This window comes from Paraburkholderia sp., from assembly GCF_034668105.1.
Taxonomy (GTDB): domain Bacteria; phylum Pseudomonadota; class Gammaproteobacteria; order Burkholderiales; family Burkholderiaceae; genus Paraburkholderia.
On record NZ_JAXDPY010000304.1, the window covers coordinates 1 to 23293 of the forward strand.

At 63.3% G+C, this 23293-nt stretch carries 19 protein-coding genes and 1 pseudogene; 14 read left to right on the forward strand and 6 right to left on the reverse strand.

The annotated features are described in order from the left end of the window. Window positions 1–207: 207 nt before the first annotated feature. A complete protein-coding gene (locus QOC89_RS13730; RefSeq protein WP_323045508.1) occupies window positions 208–765 on the reverse strand; it encodes an MgtC/SapB family protein in 558 nt (185 codons plus the stop codon). A 1134-nt stretch (window positions 766–1899) separates the two neighbouring features. On the opposite strand from QOC89_RS13730, the gene QOC89_RS13735 reads away from it, so the two are divergent. From QOC89_RS13735 to QOC89_RS13760, 6 genes and pseudogenes are all read left to right on the forward strand, one after another. Beyond that, entirely contained in the window at window positions 1900–2193 is a 294-nt protein-coding gene (locus QOC89_RS13735; RefSeq protein WP_323045509.1) for a CsbD family protein, read from the forward strand. 106 nt (window positions 2194–2299) lie between these two features. Continuing rightward, the gene (locus QOC89_RS13740; protein ID WP_323045510.1) at window positions 2300–2674 is read left to right on the forward strand and encodes a phage holin family protein; all 375 of its coding nucleotides are present in this window, start codon (window positions 2300–2302) and stop codon (window positions 2672–2674) included. Beyond that, window positions 2671–2979 carry a hypothetical protein gene (locus QOC89_RS13745; RefSeq protein WP_323045511.1) on the forward strand — a complete coding sequence of 103 codons (309 nt, stop codon included), beginning with the start codon at window positions 2671–2673 and terminating at the stop codon, window positions 2977–2979. The genes QOC89_RS13740 and QOC89_RS13745 overlap by 4 nt, the downstream gene beginning before the upstream one ends. Window positions 2980–3065: 86 nt before the next feature. Continuing rightward, window positions 3066–3167, forward strand: a pseudogene (locus QOC89_RS13750) (IS5/IS1182 family transposase); the annotation flags it as partial. Between the two features lie 100 nt (window positions 3168–3267). Next, window positions 3268–4197: a glycosyltransferase family 2 protein gene (locus QOC89_RS13755; protein ID WP_323045512.1), complete on the forward strand. Its 930-nt coding sequence runs from the start codon at window positions 3268–3270 to the stop codon at window positions 4195–4197. Window positions 4198–4562: 365 nt separating this feature from the next. Beyond that, window positions 4563–4889, forward strand: coding sequence for a hypothetical protein (locus QOC89_RS13760; protein WP_323045513.1), 327 nt, complete (start codon window positions 4563–4565; stop codon window positions 4887–4889). Between the two features lie 239 nt (window positions 4890–5128). Here the strand turns inward: QOC89_RS13760 and QOC89_RS13765 are convergent, their stop codons facing one another. Then, a complete protein-coding gene (locus QOC89_RS13765) occupies window positions 5129–6886 on the reverse strand; it encodes a RecQ family ATP-dependent DNA helicase (protein ID WP_323045514.1) in 1758 nt (585 codons plus the stop codon). Between the two features lie 154 nt (window positions 6887–7040). Next, window positions 7041–9701, reverse strand: coding sequence for an ATP-binding cassette domain-containing protein (locus QOC89_RS13770; protein ID WP_323045515.1), 2661 nt, complete (start codon window positions 9699–9701; stop codon window positions 7041–7043). 480 nt (window positions 9702–10181) lie between these two features. Here QOC89_RS13770 and QOC89_RS13775 point away from each other — a divergent pair, with 480 nt between their 5' ends. The 8 genes from QOC89_RS13775 (at window position 10182) to QOC89_RS13810 (ending at window position 19424) form a co-directional block, all read left to right on the forward strand. Then, window positions 10182–11477 carry a glycosyltransferase family 1 protein gene (locus QOC89_RS13775; protein ID WP_323045516.1) on the forward strand — a complete coding sequence of 432 codons (1296 nt, stop codon included), beginning with the start codon at window positions 10182–10184 and terminating at the stop codon, window positions 11475–11477. Window positions 11478–11591: 114 nt separating this feature from the next. Further along, the gene (locus QOC89_RS13780) at window positions 11592–12197 is read left to right on the forward strand and encodes an HAD family hydrolase (protein WP_323045517.1); all 606 of its coding nucleotides are present in this window, start codon (window positions 11592–11594) and stop codon (window positions 12195–12197) included. Next, window positions 12194–13426, forward strand: coding sequence for a lipopolysaccharide heptosyltransferase II (gene waaF, locus QOC89_RS13785; RefSeq protein WP_323045518.1), 1233 nt, complete (start codon window positions 12194–12196; stop codon window positions 13424–13426). Before QOC89_RS13780 ends, waaF begins: the two co-directional genes overlap by 4 nt. Window positions 13427–13450: 24 nt before the next feature. Continuing rightward, the gene (locus QOC89_RS13790; RefSeq protein WP_323045519.1) at window positions 13451–15196 is read left to right on the forward strand and encodes a carbamoyltransferase; all 1746 of its coding nucleotides are present in this window, start codon (window positions 13451–13453) and stop codon (window positions 15194–15196) included. After that, window positions 15193–16272, forward strand: a complete 1080-nt coding sequence (locus QOC89_RS13795) for a glycosyltransferase (protein ID WP_323045520.1) — start codon at window positions 15193–15195, stop codon at window positions 16270–16272. Before QOC89_RS13790 ends, QOC89_RS13795 begins: the two co-directional genes overlap by 4 nt. Continuing rightward, entirely contained in the window at window positions 16269–17411 is a 1143-nt protein-coding gene (locus QOC89_RS13800; protein WP_323045521.1) for a glycosyltransferase family 9 protein, read from the forward strand. The genes QOC89_RS13795 and QOC89_RS13800 overlap by 4 nt, the downstream gene beginning before the upstream one ends. Further along, entirely contained in the window at window positions 17401–18357 is a 957-nt protein-coding gene (locus QOC89_RS13805) for a glycosyltransferase family 4 protein (RefSeq protein WP_323045522.1), read from the forward strand. The genes QOC89_RS13800 and QOC89_RS13805 overlap by 11 nt, the downstream gene beginning before the upstream one ends. Before the next feature lie 38 nt (window positions 18358–18395). Next, window positions 18396–19424 (forward strand): UDP-glucuronic acid decarboxylase family protein, encoded by a 1029-nt coding sequence (locus QOC89_RS13810; RefSeq protein ID WP_323045523.1) that lies wholly within the window; start codon window positions 18396–18398, stop codon window positions 19422–19424. Between the two features lie 225 nt (window positions 19425–19649). Here the strand turns inward: QOC89_RS13810 and cydB are convergent, their stop codons facing one another. The 3 genes from cydB to QOC89_RS13825 form a co-directional block, all read right to left on the reverse strand. Further along, the gene (gene cydB, locus QOC89_RS13815) at window positions 19650–20714 is read right to left on the reverse strand and encodes a cytochrome d ubiquinol oxidase subunit II (protein WP_323045524.1); all 1065 of its coding nucleotides are present in this window, start codon (window positions 20712–20714) and stop codon (window positions 19650–19652) included. Continuing rightward, window positions 20711–22108, reverse strand: coding sequence for a cytochrome ubiquinol oxidase subunit I (locus tag QOC89_RS13820; RefSeq protein WP_323045525.1), 1398 nt, complete (start codon window positions 22106–22108; stop codon window positions 20711–20713). The genes cydB and QOC89_RS13820 overlap by 4 nt, the downstream gene beginning before the upstream one ends. 270 nt (window positions 22109–22378) lie before the next feature. After that, window positions 22379–23218: a YsnF/AvaK domain-containing protein gene (locus QOC89_RS13825; protein ID WP_323045526.1), complete on the reverse strand. Its 840-nt coding sequence runs from the start codon at window positions 23216–23218 to the stop codon at window positions 22379–22381. Window positions 23219–23293: the final 75 nt, after the last annotated feature.

A 23293-nucleotide genomic window follows, 5' to 3' on the forward strand; every position in this document is an offset into this window, starting at 1 on the left:
CCTACCTGCCCGTGCGGGCATCACGGCTCGGTCGTTGAAAGCAGATACGACGATGCCCGATCGCACTGGTACGTCACGACGCTGCGCGAGCTGGCTCACAACGGAATTTACGAAGGTCTCGATCCGCTCTTTTATTTACCGTGCAATCGCGACCCACGAGAAGGGATACACGCCGGGGAACGATACCGGCCGGCGTGCACCCGGCCACTATTCCTCGTGCCTCGTAATGACATCGCGGTCCTGTTCTGGCAGTTTCAACCAGCGCCGATGCAGCGCACGCTCCACCGGACGACCAAGAATCAGCAGCAGGACCAGAAGCACGGTGGCTGTGAGCGCAATGGACCATGCACCTATACCGCAGACAATGCCCAGCGCCGCTGTTACCCATATGGACGCCGCGGTTGTAAGCCCACGAATTCTCTCTTCGGCATCGTTATGAACGATAACGCCGGCACCGAGGAATCCAACGCCAGTAACGATGCCCTGGATGGCGCGAGACGCATTCGCATCAATCCCTACTCCGCTTACGGCAAACCCTGCGCCCGCCATGGTTACGAGGCAAGCGCCGAGCGCAACCAGACCCAAGGTCTTCACGCCGGTGGGTTTGCCGCGGAGATTGCGGTCCACGCCGACGACGCAGCCGACAAGCACTGCGGCGACCATTCGGAGCAATACTTCAGGGAAAACTGACTGAGGTAGCATGACCGTTACCCTTCTGTGTACCCTTCTGCAACCTATGCAGGCAGTCTCCCGCGAGTTCACCATCCACGGACTGCTTTCCTGACTGCCGGCCACTACGCAGTTGCGCACGCAAGCCCGGAACTCGTTGTCGATGACGTCGTCATCCCGGACAATCTGTGCGGCACCAAGCCTTTCTGCCAGGCGGCTAGCGCCGCGGTGGAGAATGACCCCCGCTCGTCGAATCCGATCCTGGCTCGACGATCGCGGGGCCGCCTTCACGGTCTTCAGACCGGAGCCGATGCAGCGTCGCGTGCGACCTCCTCTCAGGCTCCGGGCGAACGTGCGCGGGATTCAGCCGTGAGCCGCGCAGTGCGTTCGAACTTTCCTGACACGGGTCAAGCGCGCATCACTGCGCACCAGACGCTGCTGCGTCGGACGCCCCCTTCGCACGCGGGTCGTTCTGGGGCATACGAGTGGTGTTCGTCCCCTTTGCGGTCGACTTGGAACCCGTTGTCCCTCCGGCATTTGGCGTACTCATCCCGGTCCCGCCCTGGCCACTCCCGGCGCTCCCCCCGCCGCCTGCGCCGGCCGCACCCGCACCTCCTCCACCCGCACCGCCTCCGCCAGCACCCTGGGCCATTGCGGTCCCGGCAAATGCGATTACCAATGCGGAAAACACTAACGACTTCATCGATGCTTTCATATCAGCCTCCCTGAATACCATGAGCGTCACAAGCGTGGTTGCGTTAAAGCAAAGCGGCGCACGCGCCCGGTCCACCTGGCGTCGGCGTGTGAGCGACAGACGGGCACACTCAACTCGCAACGAATATGCCCGTGGCATCCGCCGCTGGATCGAGCAAGGCGAAGATGCTGATTTCGGAATTTCGTTCGACGGTTTCAGTGAGTCTATGCGTTCACTTCAATAAGCAATCGGGAAAGGTCTATCGGCGAAGTGCGGTCATCCGTTCGGATCCACTGGCCGACAGGACCTGAGACTTTATTACTTCCGACAAAATTGCATGCAACGCTCACTTTTGAGAGCCCAGGCCTTCCAATGCGCGCGTCAAAGAATTACCGGGTTAGGCCCAGCTTTTGCGGAGCATCTGGCACGCCGTCCCACTGCCAAGCCAGCGCTTTGCGGCAAGGCGTGGTTTCCCGACTTTCACGCCGGCGCATTTTTCCCGTGCGGCCTGACCGCACTCACCTGAGGAGCAGACAATGGAAACGACGAAAGAAGGAACGCTACGGGAGGTTGCTGGCGACGTTCAGCAAGCCGCCGGGGAACTGCTGGGCAATGCCGGTGCGCAAGTAAGCGGAACAGCGAAAGAGTTGAGTGGCAAAGCGCAGCAACTCTATGCCGATTTTACCGACGTCGTGCGCCAGTCTACCGTCGAGCGGCCATTCGCGGCGCTGGCAATTGCCGCTGGCGTGGGCTTCATCCTTGGCGCATTGCGCGCAGCAAATCGCTCAAGGCCCGATCGTGGGCGAACTGACTGGAACGAGCGGGAGTAGGACTACTCGCGTCTTGCCTTCGACGAGGCCCGAAAGGCGTAGGAGGCAAACGCCTGACGGATCGCCACGGCGTCTCCGCAACAAGCCGGTCCCGAGGAGTCCCGCAATGTCCATGCGTTCCAAAGTCACGAAGTGGCGAAACGTCGGCAGGTTCTGCGTCGAGCGAGCCACCGATTATGGTGAGCTCCTCGGCGTCGAACTTGAGGAGACCAGGAAATGTCTGGTCCGCGAGTTGAGCGCACTTGTTGCCCTGGCCGTCGCTGGCCTGTTCACACTTTCGTTTGTGTGCATTGCGATCATCGCGACGGCGTGGCGGACGCCTTACTTCCTTCCGGTGGTCTGGGGCGTTGCCACGATGTGGCTGGTTGTTTCCATTGTCTCCCTGCTCTTCGTCCGCGCCCAGAAACCGGGACGTTCGTTTCATCTTCTGCAGCGGGAGCTCCGGAGCGATCTCGACACGTTGAAGGAGGCGCTAAAATGACCCGCGCACCTACCAGCAGGGAAGCCGAGACCGCCCTCCTGCTGCGCATGGCGGAATCACGCACAGCGTTGCTAGCGGCCAATAGCACTCCGTCGTCGGTCCCGGCCGTACACGGACAGACGCGGCCTCCTGCGGTCGGCCTGATCGCTTCGCTGGCCGACGCACCGCGCGTCACGCTGCTGCTGGCGTTATGCGTCGGCGCAATCGTCCTCGGACCTCGCCGGGCTATCGTGATTGCCAGCCGTTCGGGGGTTACCGCGTGGCTAGGTGGCACCGTCCGGAAAGTCATTCTCAGGTCGGTGTGAGTTGCATCCAGGGGACGGCGTGGCCAGAACAGTGCAGATCGGTCAGACGTTCGCTCGCGGCTGGTGGTCGGCGCGGTGGTCAGTCACGCTTCGATCGTCGAGCTGACATTCACGAAGCATTCCTGAAATTCGGCTGTGCCCTCGTCTGCTGGAACGTCTTCAGGCGTACGGAGCAGCCTTTTTTTTGAACTGGCCTCTTAGAAATTGCGTTCGGATCGGTTCCTATAAAACAGAACCGTGGGCGGGCGCGCGAATTGCTCGCGGCCCGACAAACCGCGAGGCTTCACAATGAAAACGAACGCTTGTTCCTGGGACCGGTCAGTCGCGCATCGCGTCTCCGTTGTCGTCCTGACGCATAACCGGGCGACGGAAGTCATGCAAACCCTCTCGCGCCTGCTCGTGTTGCCGGAGCAGCCCGAGGTGATCGTTGCCGATAATGCGTCCACCGATGGAACGGTCGCCTTGATTGAGGCGGGCTTGCCGGGTGTATCCGTCGTGCAGTGCCCGTCAAATCTCGGCGCCGCCGGCCGCAATCAGGCTGTCGCCTGCGTAACGACCGACTACGTCGCTTTCTGCGACGACGATATGTGGTGGGAGGCCGGCTCCCTGGCACGAGCGGTCCATGTGCTCGACGCCTCACCGCGCGTCGCCGTGCTGAGCGCGCGGGTGCTGGTCGGCGAGTCGCTGGAACTGGATGAGACATGTGTCCGTATGCGCAACAGCCCGCTGGAGAGCCCTGAACTCCTTGGCCCGGCGCTAACCGGCTACATAGCGGGCGCCTGCGTTTTCCGAACCGATGTATTCCTCGCGGTCGGCGGCTACGAGCCGCGCCTTTTCATTGGAGGGGAAGAAGAACTGGTCGCGCTCGACGTGCTCGCTTCCGGCGGCGCAATTGTTTACCTGGACTCGGCGGTCGTGCACCATCATCCGTCGCGGGCCCGGGACAGCCGTTTAAGACGACGGCTGCTGGCGCGCAACGCCGCTTGGATTTCCTGGCTACGTTTGCCGTGGCGCGACGCCTGCTCCACTACCGGGCGGGCCTTTGCGGTACTGTGGCGAGAAGGCGCGTTCGCGCAAGATGCTCTCGCCATGGTGCGTGCCCTCCCGTGGGCGCTGGCCCGTCGCCGGGTGGTCCCGGCTGCCGTGCTTGCAATGCGCCGGCAGGTGCATGATGCTGAACAACTTCAGAAGAAAGTCGGCCTGAGCGCAGAGACCTGACGCGCCGTCACTGCACCGACACTGGCTCGTGTAGCGCTTGCGCAGCTCCCCCCATAGCGTTTGACCGGTACTGCCGCGCGCTAGCGCCAGCAATCACCGGCGGGTACCTGACCTTGCAGCCGTTTCGCGGACCGCCCACATCGACGCTGCGCCCGCAAGCGCGAGCGCTCGCAAGACGACTGGGCATGCCGTTTGCTGCCCATCTATCGGATCGGTATGTGTCGGTTTACGCACATCGCTAATCTGCGACGTATCGCTGTCTATTACTGGGCAAACGCTGCTTGCTGGAAGACTAAAGCGGGCGCGGCCAGATTAACTCAGGCTGCGTTGCCCGTTGAATCGATGAGCTGTATCAGGAGGTCATCATGGACTGTGGATACCGTGGGTGGATCATAGACGCGACCCCAAATTTTTCTTTTGGAAAGTTCTTTGCGCATGCGCGGCTTGTTCGCGCGGCGAATGACGATGACGTCGACCGTGAAATGCATATCGAGCGAAATCTTTCCTGGTTCGATACGGAGGAAGAAGCGATCGAGGTCGCCCAGCAATGGGCGTTTGCATGGATCGGCAATCGCGAGGGCAGTTTTGCCAAGGAGCAGACCGGCACCCAGCCAGCCGAAGTGACGTTTCGCCACGACCCCGGCCAGACGAAGTACGCGATAAGCCGGGTGGCAGAATTACCGTCTGGCTAGCTGATCATCCGCTCCCGTATCGAGACGATGACCGGCGTGGCAGGCTTCAAAAGTACCATTTAGCTCGAGCAGTGCCTTCAGCGACGCGGCAGTTTCCATCTCATCCTTAACGACCCAATCCGCGGGCCGGCGATGCTCCAATTCCCTTCGTCACAGGACGGCGGGCAACAGCCGGCCTTGATGCGACAAACGCAGTTTGATATGGCCGCCGGCAATCGGTGAACCGGAGCGCGTTGCTATTACGGGCTTGCCCGTGCCGCCCGCACATAGCTCGCCATAAAGGTGCGCGTGCGGCCATCAGGGAACCGCACCGCCACCTGGTCACCGCTCGCCAGCGCAACTTCGCCCGCGCCGTAGCGCGGTACTCGGACCGGATCCCCGGGCGCCCAACGATGCGGTTCGCGTGTGTGTGCCTTAGTCGGCGCCGCTGTGCCAGTTGCCACGGCATTCGCAACGAACTGCACATCGATTGGCAGCGGATTCACACAGTTATCGCACACGCCGCAGCGCTCCATTTGCGGCGTATCGCCGTAGTAGTCGAGAATCACACGCCACCGGCACTGCGCGGTCTGAGCGTAGTCGATCATCTTTTGCAAAACCTCCCTGTCGTGCGCGCTCATCTGCTCGAATTGTTGGGCGGCTTGCGCGACCGACTCGCGCGCCGCTTCGGCGGGCGCATGGCTGGTCGCTGGCTGCGCGAGCAGCCGGTAACGGCGCTGCCGGTCACGGCCGGCGATGCGGACGTCCACCAGCATGTTCAACGCAACCTCCAGCTTCCCGCCGCCGACGTCAGCGAGGTCGCGCTTGAGCGTAGCAAGGGTTGCGCCCTTCGCGTTCTCCTTGCAATGCGCCGCCAGCGCATCGAACAGCCGTTGCGCGAGCTCGGGACTCGGATAGCGGCCGGCCAGAAAAAACTGCTGGATGCGCCGATCATTGAGATCGAACAGCAACACGCAGTCGGCCGGTTCACCGTCGCGGCCCGCACGGCCTGTCTCCTGGTAATACGCATCGAGGCTGCCGGGCATCTGATAGTGAATCACAAAGCGGATATCGGCTTTGTCGATGCCCATACCGAACGCGTTGGTGGCGACCATCACGCGCGTCGCGCCGGACATGAATTGCTTCTGCACCTCTTCTCGCTCATTGGTTGCGAGGCGACCGTGATAACGGGAAACCGACTCGCCCGCCTCGACGAGCCAGCCGTAAATGCGCTCGACGTCCGCAACCGTCGCCGCGTAGACGATCCCGTTGCCCGATAGCGAAGTGGTCAGCTCACGCAGCTGTTCGCGCTTGGCTTCCACGGCCCGCGTCGCACCATCCTTGCCGCCCGCCGTGCTGACCTGCACGACCCGGTAGCGCAGATTTTCGCGCAACGTGCCGGTGCGAACGACGCGCGGCTCGCGCAAACCCAGTGAGCGGACGATGTCGTCCAGAACCGTGGCTGTCGCCGTTGCAGTCAACGCGAGCACCGGCGGATGGCCGAGCGCCGTTACCGCGCTCGCGATTTCAAGGAAGGCCGGCCGGAAGTCGTGACCCCACTGCGACACGCAATGCGCTTCGTCCACTACCAGGAGGCCGACGCGGTGCTCAGTGTGGGAACGCAATATATCGATGAACGCCGGTTGCGCGAGACGCTCCGGCGTCACGAACACAATGCCCCCCTCTGCCGCGGCTATCCGTTCGAGCGCCTCGCGTTCGGCGCGGCGCCGCAAAGTGCTGTTGACCAACGTACAGTCGATGCCGGCCGCGAGCAGCTTGTCCGTTTGATCCTTCATCAGCGCGATGAGCGGCGATACGACCAGTGTCATGCCGTCCAGATGCAGCGCGGGCAGTTGATAGCACAGCGACTTGCCGGCGCCTGTCGGCATCGTGGCCAGCGTATCGCGCCGTTCCAGCACGCTGCGTATGATGTCCTCCTGGCCGGCACGCAGCCGCGAGATGCCGAACATGTCGCGCATGGTCTCGCGCATGCTTCGAAGGCGCTGGTCCAGTGTCATCGAGTAAAGCACCGGCAGGAGCGGGCGGAAGAATTCATTGGCAAGTTTAATCCTTTGATAATCCTGATCTCAAAGGACAGCAACCGCCGTGCCGGCAGTTCGCGAAGTAAGGGAGGAGTCTGGGGCATGACCACGCACGCGGTTGAACGTCCCGTCATCCCGACGTCGGCGAAAGCCGGGCTGTCAGGCGCCTGATTTCGGCGATCAGCAACTCCGGCGAGACGGGCTTGCTCAGCTGCGCCTGAAAGCCCGCTTGCTGCGCGCGCAAGCGGTCTTCTCTTTCGGCATAGCCGGTCAGCGCAATGGCCGGCACACGTTGTTGCGGTGGTAGTTTCCGCTCGACTTCCAGCATTCGCAGCCGGCTCAGGACCTCATAGCCGTCTTCGTCGGCGAGCACGATGTCGCATAACAGGAGCTGCGGCCATTGGTTCGTGCCCGTGCGCGAGAGCCAATCCAGCGCCTCTGCCCCGGACGACGCGAGTTGCACCCGCGCACCACTCGCGCTCAACACCGCTTCCAGTGCGTCGCGCGCTTCCTCCTGATCGTCGATCGCCATGACAAACAACGTATTGAGCGGGCTCGCGCCATCGGCGCGCTCCTGCGGCTTCGCATCGGCCACGGGATGCAGCGGCAGCATGGCGACATACGCAAGCTGTCCGCGCAACGGCATCAACGTAAAGCCACCGCCCGCGGCGGCCAGCGTAACCTCCATCTGTTGCGCCGCCGACTGCGACAGCTCGGCCGGCTTGTCCCCCGTGCCGAGCACGTTGACCCAGGCGTAGTTGTCGTGACGTTCGATGCGCAGAGCAATCCGTTGGCCCGGCCGCGCCTGCATGATTTCGTTGCGGCACATTTCCACGATTACCGGCTGCAATACACTCGGATCTCCCGTGATACGCAACTCGGCCTCGCCGAGATTGGCGGTTACGGCCACGCGCTTCGCCACGATCAGGTCATGCAATGCATCGATCACCGCGGACGCCAGCGCGGCGACGCTCACCGATTGCGCGGTCAGCTTGCGCTGGGCGTGCTCCAGTTCGCCCTGCTGCCATTGCAGCGACCACATCTTCGCGTACACGGCGTCGCGCGATAGAAGCTCCCGATGCGGGCCTTGCTCCACTATCCGGCCATGCTCCATCACCAGGATCCAGTCGGCATCCACCACGGTAGAGAGTCGATGCGCGATGACGATCGACGTGCGGCCTTGCGCGAGTCGCGTCAACTCTGTCTGGATCGCGCGCTCGGAGCGCGTGTCGAGCGCGGAGGTCGCCTCATCGAACACGATGATGCGGGGATCTTTCAGTATTGCCCGCGCTATGGCAATGCGCTGCCGCTCGCCGCCCGAAAGCCGTACGCCTCGCTCGCCGACGCGCGTGTCGTACTGGTCCGGCAGCCGTTCGATGAACCCGTCCAGTTGCGCGGCGCGCGCGGCGCGCACGACATCGGCGCGCGTCGCGGACGGCCGTCCGTAGGCAATGTTGTACGCGATCGTCTCGTTGAACAGAACAGTGTCCTGCGGCACGATACCGATCGCTTCACGCAGGCTCCGCTGCGTCACCTTGCTGATGTCCTGGCCGTCGATACAAATCGTGCCGCGCTCCGGCTGATAGAGCCTGAATAGCAGTTTCACGATCGTCGACTTCCCCGATCCGCTGCCGCCGACCACCGCCAGCGTCTTGCCGGCATAGGCGTGGAAGTCGACCTCGCGCAGTATCCGACGCGCCGGTTCATAGCCGAAGTCCACCCCCTCAAACTCGATCTTCCCCGCTGTCACTTTTAAAGGTTGGGCGACGGGGTCGTCGATATCCTCGCCCACTCGCCCTTGCGTGCCGAGAATCATGAACATACGTTCCACGTTGACCAGCGCGTCATTCGTCTCACGAAATACAAAGCCGAGTGTATTCAGCGGCATACATATCTGAATGAGGTAGGCGTTCACCAAAATCAGGTCGCCGACACTCATGCTGCCGGCTACTACATGCTGCGTGGCGAGCAGCATGATCGCCGCAATGCCGAGCGCGATCACCGCGCTTTGTCCAACGTGCAAAGTGGTCAACGCATATTGATTGGCGACTCGCGCGTGAACCCATTTCTCCAGCACTTCGCTCAGCCGGCGCGTTTCGGTGTCTTCTGTCGCGAAGTATTTAACGGTGTCGTAATTCAGCAGGCTGTCGACAAGCCGCCCGTCGGACTGCGCTTCGAGCGCGTTGACAGCGCGCTGGAAAGCCACCCGCCGGCGCGTGAAGGCAAGTGTATAAACCGCATAGCAGATAAACGTGACGGCAATCGCCAGCGTAAATTCCCGTGCGTAGTTGCGCACCATGATCGCAACGATCGTGGTGCTCTCGAAGGCGGTCGGCACGATGGTGAAGAGCGCGACGCCAAGCAGAAACCCAATGCCATCCGCCCCTTTCTGAACGTCGCGCACAATCGCACCCGTCTCGCGCCGGGTGTGAAAGCGGGCGCTCATGCGATGCAAATGCGCGAAGGTCCGCTCGGTGAATGCAGCCACCGTGCGCTGTGTGACGATGCTGAATACGACGTCGCGTGCCTCGTTGAGCGCGTCGCCGAGAAAGCGCAGCACCGCATACGCCAGCACCAGGAAAACCGGAAACAGCGCTTGAGCAACCGGGCGTCCGAGTTCGTCGATGATGTGCTTGAGTACCAGCGGAATCAGTACGATTGACAGCTTCGCCGCCACCATCAGTGAAAGCGCCAGCACGGTCCGCTTGCGATAGCGCCATACCGCACGACTAAGATCGCCGGCGATCTGGCTGGTCAGTCCGGTGCGGGTCGATTGCGCGGAAATGGGCATGGACTCTCGGTGATGAGCCGCGCGACGATCGTTGTTAAGTCACTACGGCGCGGCGGATCGCCAGGACGTGGCGCGAAACGAAAGGAGTGCAATTGCGCCCGAGCACGACTGAGCAAGCAGCGCTCCCGCTGTTGCGAAGAGCAAGTAAAGCCTGGTTAACACGGCACCATACGTCACCACTCAAACTCTACCGATGATTCATCGTGGTCCAGACGATGTGTTCGTCATCCGCCCAATTTGCAGAGGCCTTTGTAAAAACAGGGAACGCCACAGCGCTTCCAGGTATGCAGCGACGCGTCCCCACTCCGCACGATCCATAAGGGGCTTGCCTTACGCGCCAAACGTCGCGCAATTCGCGTGAGTGGCACAGCGCATGCTGCCGCCGATAGGAACGGCGCCGCGGCGAGCGCTCCCCAGCCAACGCTCAAATTGCACGGCGCGAACGAAACGTCGCCTCGCCGTCCTTACGAAGGAAACGCCATGAAAATCGCTCTCATCAGTGAACACGCCTCGCCACTCGCTGTCGCAGGTGGTGTCGACAGTGGGGGGCAGAACATTTACGTGGCAAACGTTGCGCGCCAACTCGTCGAGATGGGGCACCAGGTCGACGTCTTCACCCGACGTGACCGCGCACTGCTCCCTCTCATCTCCCATATGGACGGCGCGCGCGTGATTCATGTGCCGGCGGGACCGCCGAAACAGTTGCCGAAGGAACAGTTGCTGCCGTTCATGGATGAGTTCGCTGCCTTTCTGATTCAATTTTTTCGGCGCGAAAGCGAGCCGTACCAGGTCATGCACGCGAATTTTTTCATGTCAGGACTCGCTGCAATGAAGGTCAAGTCGGCTCTCGGCGTGCCGCTCGTCACCACCTTTCATGCATTGGGGCGGGTGCGTCGAATCCACCAGGGCGCGAATGACGGCTTTCCCGACGAGCGTTTCGCCATCGAAGACGAACTGGTCGCACGCTCGGACATTGTCGTCGCCGAATGCCCGCAGGACGAGTCGGATCTCGTCGAGCACTACCGGGCAGACCCTTCGCGGATCCAGATCGTGCCATGCGGCTTCGACGCCGACGAGTTCCAGCCCATGGAACGCGCCGCCGCGCGCGAAGCGCTCGGCTGGCATCAGGATGAATTTACCGTGCTGCAACTCGGCCGCCTCGTGCAACGCAAAGGTATCGACAATGTGGTGCGCAGCGTGAGCATTCTGAAGCAAGCGTTTCGCGCGTCCGCGCGGCTGTATGTAGTAGGCGGCAATTCGGACTTGCCCAACGAAATCGCGACGCCTGAGATCGCGCGCTTGCGCGGCGTCGCGAGCGAATGCGGCGTGGCTGAGCAGACCACCTTTGTGGGCCGTCGCGGGCGGGCGCAGCTGCGCTATTTCTACTGCGCCGCCGATGTGTTCGTGAGCACCCCGTGGTACGAGCCGTTCGGCATCACACCCATCGAGGCGATGGCTTGCGGTACGCCGGTGATCGGCGCGAATGTCGGCGGGATCCGCTACTCGGTCGTCGACGGCCTGACCGGCTTTCTGGTGCCGCCGCGCGATCCGTCCGCGCTCGCTGCGTGCCTCGACCAGCTCAGACGCAACCCGGCGCTCGGGCGGCGCATGGGCGAAGCGGGCCTTGCCCGCGCGCAGGCGGAATTCACGTGGCGAGGTGTCGGCGAGTCGCTCGCGCAGATTTATGCGCGCGCGGCGGGTCTCGTGCCGGCGACCACCGGCGCCGATCCGCTCGAGATGCCGATGCGCGCCGCGGCGGGCACGTCGTTCCGCTAAGCCGGTCAGGTGTTAGCGAGCGAGTAGCGCCTCGAACTGCTCGCCGCACCAGCTCAGTACCGCAGCGACGGCGCTGTTTTGCGATCCCGCTCCCGCTTCTCGCCCCGGACGCTCATGATGCAACCCGCAGTATTCCTCGACAAAGACGGCACGCTGCTCGACGACGTGCCATACAACGTCGATCCGTCGTTGATGCGCTTCGCGCCGGGCGCGCGTGAGGCACTGAAGCTGCTCGCCGCGCAGCCGGTCGCGCTGTTCGTTATCAGCAATCAGTCGGGCGTCGCGCTCGGCAAATTCGAGTATTCAGCTTTGGATCAGGTCGAAGCCCAATTGCATCGCATGTTCACCGCTTGCGGCGCGACCTTGGGCGGCGTGTATTGGTGTCCACATCATCCGCATGGCCGCGTTGCGCGTTATTCGTCTGTGTGCAACTGTCGCAAGCCGGCGCCCGGACTGTTGTTGCGCGCGGCGCATGAACACCGGCTCGATCTCGCCCGCAGCTGGTTTATCGGCGACATTCTGAACGACGTCGAAGCGGGCAATCGCGCCGGCTGCCGTACCGTACTGCTCGATAACGGCCACGAGACCGAGTGGGTCGATGGCGCGCAGCGTGTGCCGACCGTGCGCGTCGGCGATCTGCACGAGGCCGCGCAGTTTGTCCTGCGCGGCGGCGTTGCCGAGCCGCACGATACGCCGATCCGCCGGGGAGCCGCACGATGAGCGCCCCGCTGCTGCTGGCCCAACCAACTCTGGCACATGCCCGGGTGCCCGAAACATCGCTGCGCTCCCGTTGGGGCGACGACGTCAAACGGATTCTGTGCGTGCGCGTCGACAACCTCGGTGACGTGTTGATGACCACCCCGGCACTGCATGCGTTGCGTCAGTCGGCTGCCGATCGTCACATCACCTTGCTGGCCTCGCGCAGCGGCGTGGCGTTGGCGCCGTTTCTGGATGACGTCGACGATGTCATCGAGTACGACGCGCCGTGGGTAGCGCAGCCGCAGAACAACGCGCGCACGCTGGCCGACGACCATCGGATGCAGGAGCGCTTGCGCGGCGGCGGCTTCGACGCCGCCGTCATCTTCACGGTCTACAGTCAGAGCCCGCTGCCGGCGGCCATGTTTTGCTATCTGGCCGGCATTCCGCGCCGTCTCGCACATTGCCGGGAAAATCCCTATGCGCTGCTGACCGACTGGTTGCGCGAACCAGAACCGCAACAACGCACGCGCCATGAAGTGGAACGCCAACTCGATCTGGTACGTCAGGTCGGCGCGCACGCGCCTGATGCACGCATGCGCTTCAGCGTGAACGATGCCGATCGTCGAACGCTCGACGCACAACTCATGGCGCGCGGGGTCGAGCGCGAAGCCGGCTGGATCGTGCTGCATCCTGGCGCCACCGCCGCCTCGCGACGCTATCCGCCGGAGCGCTTCGGCGAAGTTGCCACGCGCCTTGCACGCGAAACCGGTGCGCCGTTGCTGATTACCGGCAGTTCGGACGAACGCCCGCTGGTAGAAGCGGTGATCCGCGCGGCCGCGCCGAAGATGCGCTCGCAACTGCACGACCTGAGCGGCGCGCTCACGCTCGGCGAACTCGCCGCGCTGATCGAACGCGCGAGCGTACTCGTCTCCAACAACAGCGGGCCGGTGCATCTCGCCTCGGCGCTTGGCGCGCCCGTCGTGGACCTGTATGCGCTAACCAACCCTCAGCACACGCCGTGGCAGACGCCGAACCGCGTGCTGTTTCGCGACGTCGAGTGCCGCTGGTGCTATCGCAGCGTCTGCCCGCAACAGCATCATGCCTGCCTGCTGGGTGTCACGCCAAGCGAGGTCGTGCAGGCAGCGCTCGAGTTACGCGGCGCGGTTCATGCTGGCTTCACTGCCCAAGAGCGCGTGGCCACCTGTGCCGCCGACGCCTCGCCGCTTGCCGATGAACCCGTGGCCCCCTGAAACCCTCTTCCATTGCGAACGATCATGTACACACTCGGAATCAATGCCGTCTATCACGACAGCGCCGCTGCCCTGCTGCGCGACGGGGTGGTGCTGGCCGCCGCCGAAGACGAACGCTTCACGCACATCAAACACGCGAAACGTCCGGTGCCGTTCTCGACATGGCAATTGCCGTTCGATGCGATCGACTATTGTCTGCAGGCGGCCGGCATCACCCTCGCGGACGTCGACCATGTTGCGTATTCGTACGACCCCACGTTGTTCGGCGGCATGCCCAAACGTGCCGGTGCAACCATCGAGTTGCCGTTCGATCCCGCCAATGCGCGGCTGACGGACCCGTCGGCATCGCCGTGGGACCCGCTCTTTCTGAGCTACATCGCGAACGCCAAGGGCCAATTGCTCGACGGCGCGCCGCATCATCTGAAGAAGCGCTTTCAGGGCGTGGACCGGAGTAAGGGATTCCAATGGCACTTTGTCGAGCATCACCTCGCACACGAAGCAAGCGCCTTCCTCGCCGCGCCGTTCGACGAGACCGCCGTCCTGACCATGGATGGACGCGGCGAAGGCGTGACTACCAGTATGGGACAGTTCGTCGGTGGTGAATATACGCGGCTCAGGCAGGTCGAACTCCCGCATTCGCTCGGCTTGCTGTACGAAGCCGTGACTGACTGGCTCGGCTTTCTGCACTCCTCCGACGAATACAAGGTAATGGCGCTCGCCTCGTACGGCAAGCCGGAATACCTCGATGTATTCCGCGAGATCGTTCGCTACCGTAACGATGGCAGCTACACCGTCGATGCGCCGCGTTTGACCGAGCGCTTTGGAGCCGCACGCGAGCGCGGCGGTCCGCTCGAACAGCGGCACTTCGACATCGCGCATTCCCTGCAACGCGTGCTCGAAGAGACCGTGCTGCAACTGGCGGGCTGGCTGCATCAACAGACCGGCCTGAGCAGGCTCAGCATGGCGGGCGGCGTCGCCCTGAACTGCGTGATGAACTCGGCATTACGCGACGCGGGTCCGTTCTCCGACGTATGGGTTCAGCCCGCTGCGGGGGACGCCGGCACTGCGCTGGGTGCCGCGCTATGGATCGACTACCGCGAGCGCAGCGCGCGCGGCGACCGCCGGCGCCACTGGGTCATGGATCACGCCTATCTCGGGCCGGAATATAGCGAGGCGGAAATCGAACAGTTTCTAAGCTGGTCGAAAGTGCCCCACCGGCGCCTTGCCGACATTGCCGGCGAAACCGCCGACCTGCTCGCCGACGGCAAGGTCATCGGCTGGTATCAGGGCCGCACGGAGTTCGGGCCCCGCGCCCTCGGCGCGCGTTCGATCCTGGCCTCGCCGGTCGACCCGCACATGCAGGCCAGGCTCAACGAGATCAAGGATCGCGAGGACTTCCGCCCGGTCGCGCCGGTCGTGATGGAAGAACACGCCAACGAATGGTTCGTCGACGGCAAGGTCGCGCCGTTCATGCTGTTCGTTTTCGATGTGCGCGCGGAGAAGGCCGGGCGCATTCCGGCTGTGCGGCACGTGGACGGCACGGCGCGGGTGCAGACCGTCAACCGCGCGCAGCATGCGCTCTACTACGACCTGCTGGACGCGTTCAGACAGCGCACGGGCGTGCCGATTCTGGTCAACACGTCGTTCAACACGCGCGGCGAACCGATGGTGAATTCGCCGCGCGACGCGGTGGAATCGTTCTGGACATCGCCGCTCGATGCACTGGTGATCGGCCCGTTCCTGGTCGAGAAAGCGGGAGCCGGCGCATGAATTCGCCAGCGTCAGGTCCGATCGAACTGAATAGCGCCATGGCCAATCCACGCGACATTAGCGAGCCCATCCCACCCGGCTATGCCGGCTTGCTGCCGGGCGATTTCGATGTCTCGGTGGTCGTGCCGACCTATCGCCGTCCGGCCATGCTCGCCGCCTGTCTCGGCGCGCTGTGCGAGCAGGATTTTCCCGCTGTCCGCTACGAGATCGTGGTCTGCGACGACGGTCCGGACGACGCGACGCGCGCCTGCGTGCAGAGTTTTGCCGAAGCCCAGGCCGAACGCGGACTCACCGTGCGCTATGTGCCCATCACTCGCACCCAGGGACCGGCCGGCGCACGCAATGCGGGCTGGCAGCAGGTGCGCTCTCCAGTGATCGCCTTCACCGACGACGATACATTGCCCGATCCGCGCTGGCTAAGTGCCGGGGTCGCCGCGCTCGCGCAAGGCGCGGCGGCTGCCGCGGGCACGATCGTCGTGCCGCTACCGCCCCTGCCGACTGACTACGAAGCCGATGCAAGCGGCCTCGAACGCGCCGAGTTCGCGACCGCGAACGCATTTGTCGCCCGCTCGTTTCTCGCGAGGACTGGCGGCTTCGACGAACGCTTCACCTCGGCGTGGCGCGAGGATTCCGATCTGCAGTTCGCGCTCATGCAAGCCGGCGGTGAGATCGTGCGCGCGCTCGACGCGGTGGTCGTGCATCCGGTCAGGCCCGCGCGTTGGGGCGTGAGCATCGCGCAGCAGAAGAAGAGCCAGTTCGACGCGCTGCTCTACAAGAAGCAACGGCAACTCTTCAAGACCCGCATTCGCGCGACGCCGCCGCTCCTGTACTACGCGATTCTGTGCAGTGCGCTGGCGGCTTTGTGTGGCGCGCTGGCAGGCGACGCCGCCACGGCGCTCAACGCGCTGATCGCGTGGCTGGTGCTGACGGGCTGCTTCTGCGCGATGCGTTTGCGCGGCCGCGATCGTAGTTGGCGGCACATCGCCGAAATGGCATGGACGTCGGTCCCGATTCCATTTCTTTCGATCTTCTGGCGGCTGTACGGCGCCGTCCGTTTCAAGGTGTTCTTTCTATGAATGCAGCCTCGTTTCTGACGGCGCTCGCGCCGCGCCGCATCGTCGTCTTTCGCGCGCTGCAACTCGGCGACATGCTGTGTTCCGTGCCGGCGCTGCGGGCACTGCGAAACGCAGCACCGCAGGCGCATATCGCGCTGATTGGATTGCCGTGGGCGCAGGCGTTCGTCGAGCGCTACGCCGACCTGATCGACGAGTTGATCGTCTTTCCCGGCGCAGTGGGCTTTCCCGAACAGGTTGAATCGAACGCCGGGTTACCCGAGTTCTTTTCGCGAATGCGCGCGCGGCGTTTCGACCTTTCAATCCAGTTGCACGGGAGCGGCGGCGTCGCCAACGATCTGCTGCTCGAACTCGGCGCGCGAGCCCATGCGGGATTTGTTCAACCCGTCGAACCAGAGAGGCGGGGATGTTTCATCGGCTGGCCCGACGACCTGCCGGAGTCTGAACGCTATCTCGCGTTGACAGAGGCGTTGGGTGCACCCGCGATCCAACGGCAGTTGGCGTTTCCGTTGAGCAGGCGAGACGGCGAAGAGTACGCCGAGCTGGTGGCAGCGCATGGCGTCGAAGCGCAGCGGCTCGTGCTGATCCATCCCGGCGCGCAACTGCCGTCGCGCCGCTGGCCCACCGAGCGCTTCGCCGCCGTGGCCGACAACCTGGCCGCCGACGGCTGGCAGGTCGCAGTCACCGGGACCGCGGCCGAAGCGTCGCTCACAGGCGCGGTGTTAGGCGCCATGACCGCGCCCGCGCTGTATCTCGCGGGCGCGACTTCGCTCGGCGGACTGGCCGCGCTGGTCGCTCACGCGCGGCTCGTGGTCTGCAACGACACCGGTATCTCGCACATCGCAGCGGCTGTGGCCACGGCGTCGGTGGTGATTGCGTCCGGCAGCGACACGCGACGCTGGGCGCCGCTCGACTCCCTGCGGCACCGCGTGCTCGCCGATTATCCGGCGTGCCGTCCCTGCACGTTCCGTGAGTGCCCTTATGGTCATGCATGTGCGTTGAATGTCGACGTCGGACAGGTCGTCGAGGCCGCGCGCGCGCAACTTGCGCGAGTCGCCGATGCCTATCCTGGCGCGCCGAATGCATTGCATGAAGTTGCCGGAAACGCGCGTGCATCATGGGAGTTGCATCATGCTGCATAGCCGCCGCCGACTGCGCGTGCTGACCTGGCACGTACACGGCAATTATCTGTACTACCTCGCGCAGACGCCGCACGACTTCTATCTGGTCACCAAGCCGGGCAATCCACCGGGCTATGCGGGCAAAACAGGCGTTCTGCCGTGGGGCGACAACGTCCACGAAATCCCTGTGGACGAGGTGGCCGATCAGGCATTCGACGTGATCCTGTATCAGCACAGAAGCCATTGGGACCATGATCGGGAGCACATACTGAGCCCGGCGCAGCAGCGGCTGCCGCGCGTTTATATCGAACACGATCCGCCGCAGGATAACCCCTTCGAGCAACGGCATTGGGTCGATGACAGCGATACGCTACTCGTCCACGTCACGCATTTCAACCGCCTGATGTGGGATAGCGGCGCGACTCCTACCCGCGTGATCGAGCACGGCGTGGTCGTGCCGGAGGGCGTGCGCTATAGCGGCGAACTGGAACGCGGGATCGTGGTGGTGAACCATCTGGCGCAGCGCGGACGGCGGCTCGGCGCGGATGTATTCGACGAAACCCGCATGCGTGTGCCGCTCGATCTCGTCGGCATGGATGCGCAGCGCCTGGGCGGCCTCGGCGAAATCGGCAATCTCGACCTCGCCGCGTTCAGCGCACGTTACCGCTTCTTCTTCAATCCGATTCGCTGGACAAGCCTTGGCCTTGCGATCATCGAGGCGATGACGATCGGCATGCCGGTCGTGGGCCTCGCGACCACTGAACTGGCCACAGTGATTCGCAACGGCGAAAACGGCTTCATTCATACCGATGTCGACGCGCTGGTGGAAGCCATGAGCGCATTGCTGGGCGATCCCGGCGAGGCGCGGCGTCTTGGCGAAGGCGCGCGCCGTACGGCGCTCGAGCGCTTCCACATTGACCGCTTCACTCAAGACTGGCATGACACGTTGCTGCACGTCACCACTTGAACCGCTCTTAGCCGTACGCCACTATAGGACGACGCATCATGAAAGAACTCACCCGTAAGCGGATTCTGGTCACCGGCGGCGCAGGATTTCTCGGCTCCCATTTGTGCGAGCGGCTCGTCGCGCAAGGGCACGACGTGCTGTGCGTCGACAATTTCTACACCGGCACCAAGGACAACATTGCGCACCTGCTCGACTGCGCCAACTTCGAGTTGATGCGTCATGACGTGACTTTCCCGCTGTACGTGGAGGTCGACGAAATCTACAACCTCGCCTGCCCCGCCTCGCCGATCCACTATCAGTACGATCCGGTGCAGACCACCAAGACCAGCGTGCATGGCGCGATCAACATGCTCGGTCTTGCCAAACGCGTCAAGGCAAAAATCTTCCAGGCGTCGACAAGCGAAGTGTACGGCGACGCCCTTGTGCATCCGCAAACCGAAGACTACTGGGGACACGTGAACCCGATCGGCCCGCGTTCGTGCTACGACGAAGGCAAGCGCTGCGCCGAAACGCTGTTCACGGATTACCGGCGGCAACATGGTCTGTCGATCCGGATTGCGCGCATCTTCAACACGTACGGCCCGCGCATGCATCCGGCCGATGGACGCGTCGTGTCGAACTTCATGATGCAGGCGCTCCAGGGTCAGCCGATCACGTTGTACGGCGATGGCTCGCAAACGCGCTCGTTCTGTTACGTGGACGACATGATCGACGCGTTCATCCGCCTGATGAACACCAGGGATCATCCAGCGGGTCCGGTCAATCTCGGCAATCCTCACGAGGTGACCATGCGGGAGATCGCAGAACGTATAGTTGCGATCACTGGTTCGACGTCCGCGTTGGAATTGCGATCATTGCCGATCGACGACCCGTGGCATCGCCAGCCCGACATTTCGCGTGCGCGTGAGCTGCTCGGTTGGCAACCGCGGACTTCACTGGACGACGGGTTGGTCGCGACCGCCCGATATTTCCGGGCGCGGATTCAGGCGAGCAGTATGTCTTTGCCGGATGCGGATGCGAACGCGGGCGCCGACTTCGCCGCGCCGCTCGCGCATAGCCCGACATGAATGTGATGGGGAGCGGCACGGGGAGTCTGGGACCGGGTTTGCATATCCCGGCGAAATCGCCGAGGCCATCAGCGCGTCATTGAAGCGCGATCCGACGAAACGGAGACCTCATTTTCAGCGGTGCTCCCGCGTGCGGATGGGCCCCGAAAGACACTGACCGCTCGTCGCAGCGAGCAGAGCCATCCACTCGATGTCAGTGTCAGAGGCGCCTGCCGCACGGAAAGCTTATATTTGTGTTCGGGACCGTCTTCTCGTAGCCCGATGGGAGTCCCCGTCGTCGCCGGATGTCACCCGTCCTCGAAATACCCAGAAAGCGAGCGTGCTATAGATCAGGATGGCTGGCACCAACACGGCGCATCCGCTCAGTACGAACGCTTGCGTGGCAGGAGGTGAACTGGCCGCCTCGATCGTCATGGAGGGTGGCAATATCACCGGAACGAGGGTGAATACCATACATGCGAGCGCCACCACAAACCAGCCGAGCGCCACTATCAGCGCGGCGAACGGTCGCCGTCGCGCGACGGCGACTGCAAAGCAGGCGGCGAGCAGCAGGAACATTGCGACGGCCAGAGGCAACGCCGCTCCGTTGAGATCGGCTAACCAGCGTCGTGCATAGCTGCCGTTCAGCTGCAGCGTCCAGATCGAGACCGCAGCCGTGCTGAACGCCGTCGCGGCACCGAGCACAACGCCTATCCGCCGTGCACGTTTCTGCAATTCGCCTTCGGTGCGCCACACCAGCCAACAGGCGCCGAGCCACCCGTATCCTGCTACCAGTGCAGCACCGCAAAACATCGTGAAAGGCGTTAGCCAGTCCCAACGGCCACCCGCGTATATGCCGTCGATCGTCCGGATGCCCTGCACAAGCGCGCCGACCAGTAGCCCCTGACAGAACGCGGAAGCCACCGATCCGGTTAGCAGGACTGTATCCCACCACTTCCGGCCCCGTTCAGCCGCTTGCTCGCGGAACTCGATAGCCACGCCGCGAAGGATCAGCGCAAGCAGCATCGCGAAGAACACCGGATACAAGGCGGTCAACAACGCGCTATAGGCAAGGGGAAACAACGCAAGCAGCCCACCGCCGCCAAGCACGATCCACGTTTCATTGCCGTCCCATACGGGCAGGATCGTGTCGATCATCAGTTCACGACGGCGCGCATCGCCCTCCCCGATAAACAGGATCCCCACGCCGAGATCGGTGCCGTCGAGCAGCACATACATCAGCACTGAAAACGCTACCGTTCCGGCGGCTGCAAGCGCCAGCCAACCCGTATGCGCGAAGGCGCCCATCATTGCCCGCTCCCAGCTCCGGCGCTTTGGCTGTGTGGCCGGATGCGCCGCACGAGCGATGGATGCGGCCCCTGCTCGCCTTCGTGCGGCGGCCTGGCGAGCAGGCGTAGCATGTAAGCGAGGCCGAAGCCAAACATCGCGATATAGACGAACAGGATCCCGCCCATCGACCAGGCCACCGCTGGCCACCCGACAGGCGACGCGCTCTGCGCCGTGCGCAACATGCCGTAGACCGTCCAGGGCTGCCGTCCCACTTCGGTGACGGTCCAACCCGCTAGCATGGCGACAAACCCCGCAGGCGTCAACGCGACCATCCCGTAGTGCAGCCAGCGCGCGTCGTACAGGCGCCGCCGGCAGCGCAGCACCAGTCCGGCTACACCCGCCGCGATCATTAGCAGTCCGAGTCCGACCATCACGCGGAACGCGAAGAACACGATCGGGACTGGCGGAATGTCGGCTGGCGGAAACTCTTTCAGTCCCCGTATCGTGCCCGAAAGGTTGTGTCGCAGATACAGCGAGGCGACGCGCGGGATCGCGAGTTCATAGTGATTTCGGCGCTCGACCATGTCGGGGATGGCGAACAGCACCATCGGCTCGCCGCTGCCGGCTGGGCGCGATTCCCAGTCGCCTTCCATTGCGGCGAGCTTCTGAGGTTGATGCTCAAGGGTATTCTCGCCGTGCTGGTCTCCCGCAACGAGTTGCAGCGGCGCGGCGATCAGCACCATCCACATGGCCATCGACAGCATCGTGCGGGCGGCGCGCCCAACGGGGTCGCGCAGCAGATGCCACGCGCCTGTGCCACCCACGAAGCACGCCGCCCCGAGAAAGGCTGCCAGCGTCATATGGACAAGCCGGTAGGGAAACGACGGATTGAAGACGATAGCCCACCAGTCAAGCGGGACGAAACGCCCATCGCTGCCGATCCGGAAACCAGCGGGTGTCTGCATCCAGGAATTGGCGGAGAGGATCCAGAAAGCGCTAAGCAGCGAGCCCACCGCGACGAGCGTGGTGGCGGCAAAGTGCAGCTTTGGGCCCACTTTCTTCATGCCGAACAGCATGATGCCGAGAAAACCGCTTTCCAGGAAGAACGCGACCACGATCTCATACATCATCATTGGGCCGATGACGGCGCCGGTCCGTAATGCGAATGGGCCCCAGTTGGTCCCGAACTGATACTCCATCACGATGCCAGACACCGCGCCGGCCGCGAAGGTCAGCGCGAACAGCTTGAGCCAGTAGTTATAGACGTCGATGTAGACCTGCCGGTGCGTCCACAACCAAAGCGCTTCAAGGACCATCAGATAGCTGGACAAGCCGATGGAAAACGCGGCCAGCACGATGTGTAGCCCGATCGTGAAGCCGAACTGCAATCTGGCAAGCTGGATGGCCGCGTCCATTCGGTCGACTCCGTCCTTATTGCTTCACTGGCGTGTCGAGTACGAAGCCAGTTGAGGCTATTCTCGGAACAGGACCCGATGCGGTGAGAGCGCGATACCGCTCTGACCGCACGGGGAACAGACTCGTCAGACTATCCGGACAGGAATCGACCTGGCGGCGGGCACCTTGCTCTCTTTCGCGTAATGCCATAGCGGCAGGAGCACGTTGCACTCCGGATAGTAATCGCCAATACATCCTTCCGGTATGTCATACGCTTTGACGGCCAGGTCTCAAAGTGGCTTCCTGTTCGCCGGATCGGCGCCGCCGGTGGCCGCGTTGCCCGCATCGCGCTCGACCTGCACTTCCGTGCCGCGAACGGTATCACTTACGGTCTCCGTCCGCTGGCTGGATTCCTTGCCGACGACCACTTCCTCGACCACCCGTGCAGTTTTTGCCACCACTGGCTCTTCGGCCGTCTCGCGAATTTCCAGGGTGCCTTCCTTCCGGTCCGCTTCCGTCGCAGGGCGATCGACGGTCCGGCGCTCGATCGTCGCATGTTCTTCGCGCAGATTGACGCTTTCGGAGACAGGCGTCTCGGTAACGCGCGAATAGACGCGTACCCCTCCGGTCGACACCTCGCGCTTGCCGACGCTCAGGTCTTCCCTGACGACGGGAAACGTCTTGCGGTCAGCGGCAATTTCGTCTGCGGTATATGCCGGGGCACTGCTGTCGTAGCCGCTATATCCTGCGGTTTTCCACTGCGTCACGCGCTCGTCGATATCCATCGCACCGGCGTCGTTCATCGCTGCCCGCACGGCATCGATCCGCGATTCGTCAACAACATCCACGCTCAACAGCGCGTGCCCGCGGCGAACGGATTCGCGATAGTGGCTGGCCTCTTCGGGTGCGTCGTCATTGCCGAACAGTCTTTTGAAAAAATGGGCAATGCCGCCTTCGCGGGGCGCCCCTTCTCCGGTGTCGGCTGCGACGGTGCGGGTGGGCGTGCCGCTGCCCAAAACTTCGTCTGGCATTTCGCTTTCACGGCTTCCATCCTGCGCGTGAACGTGTATGTCGGTGCGGGCGATGCCTTCCTGCGCCAGACGGTCCGATGCGCGTTGCGCGTCGGACATGGAATCGAACAGGCCAACGAGAGTCTGAGTCATAACATTTCTCCACAATACCAGGATGAAGGCGCCATGCGCCGA

Excerpts from the sequence above, each read along its gene's own strand:
- QOC89_RS13735 (WP_323045509.1), top strand. The coding sequence starts at position 1,900 with ATGGAAACGACGAAAGAAGGAACGCTACGGGAGGTTGCTGGCGACGTT.
- QOC89_RS13730 (WP_323045508.1), bottom strand. The coding sequence starts at position 765 with ATGGTGAACTCGCGGGAGACTGCCTGCATAGGTTGCAGAAGGGTACAC.
- QOC89_RS13775 (WP_323045516.1), top strand. The coding sequence starts at position 10,182 with ATGAAAATCGCTCTCATCAGTGAACACGCCTCGCCACTCGCTGTCGCA.
- QOC89_RS13805 (WP_323045522.1), top strand. The coding sequence starts at position 17,401 with ATGCTGCATAGCCGCCGCCGACTGCGCGTGCTGACCTGGCACGTACAC.
- QOC89_RS13755 (WP_323045512.1), top strand. The coding sequence starts at position 3,268 with ATGAAAACGAACGCTTGTTCCTGGGACCGGTCAGTCGCGCATCGCGTC.
- QOC89_RS13810 (WP_323045523.1), top strand. The coding sequence starts at position 18,396 with ATGAAAGAACTCACCCGTAAGCGGATTCTGGTCACCGGCGGCGCAGGA.
- QOC89_RS13820 (WP_323045525.1), bottom strand. The coding sequence starts at position 22,108 with ATGGACGCGGCCATCCAGCTTGCCAGATTGCAGTTCGGCTTCACGATC.
- QOC89_RS13780 (WP_323045517.1), top strand. The coding sequence starts at position 11,592 with ATGATGCAACCCGCAGTATTCCTCGACAAAGACGGCACGCTGCTCGAC.
- QOC89_RS13765 (WP_323045514.1), bottom strand. The coding sequence starts at position 6,886 with ATGACACTGGACCAGCGCCTTCGAAGCATGCGCGAGACCATGCGCGAC.
- QOC89_RS13760 (WP_323045513.1), top strand. The coding sequence starts at position 4,563 with ATGGACTGTGGATACCGTGGGTGGATCATAGACGCGACCCCAAATTTT.
- waaF (WP_323045518.1), top strand. The coding sequence starts at position 12,194 with ATGAGCGCCCCGCTGCTGCTGGCCCAACCAACTCTGGCACATGCCCGG.
- QOC89_RS13800 (WP_323045521.1), top strand. The coding sequence starts at position 16,269 with ATGAATGCAGCCTCGTTTCTGACGGCGCTCGCGCCGCGCCGCATCGTC.
- QOC89_RS13825 (WP_323045526.1), bottom strand. The coding sequence starts at position 23,218 with ATGTCCGACGCGCAACGCGCATCGGACCGTCTGGCGCAGGAAGGCATC.
- cydB (WP_323045524.1), bottom strand. The coding sequence starts at position 20,714 with ATGATGGGCGCCTTCGCGCATACGGGTTGGCTGGCGCTTGCAGCCGCC.
- QOC89_RS13740 (WP_323045510.1), top strand. The coding sequence starts at position 2,300 with ATGTCCATGCGTTCCAAAGTCACGAAGTGGCGAAACGTCGGCAGGTTC.
- QOC89_RS13745 (WP_323045511.1), top strand. The coding sequence starts at position 2,671 with ATGACCCGCGCACCTACCAGCAGGGAAGCCGAGACCGCCCTCCTGCTG.
- QOC89_RS13770 (WP_323045515.1), bottom strand. The coding sequence starts at position 9,701 with ATGCCCATTTCCGCGCAATCGACCCGCACCGGACTGACCAGCCAGATC.
- QOC89_RS13790 (WP_323045519.1), top strand. The coding sequence starts at position 13,451 with ATGTACACACTCGGAATCAATGCCGTCTATCACGACAGCGCCGCTGCC.
- QOC89_RS13795 (WP_323045520.1), top strand. The coding sequence starts at position 15,193 with ATGAATTCGCCAGCGTCAGGTCCGATCGAACTGAATAGCGCCATGGCC.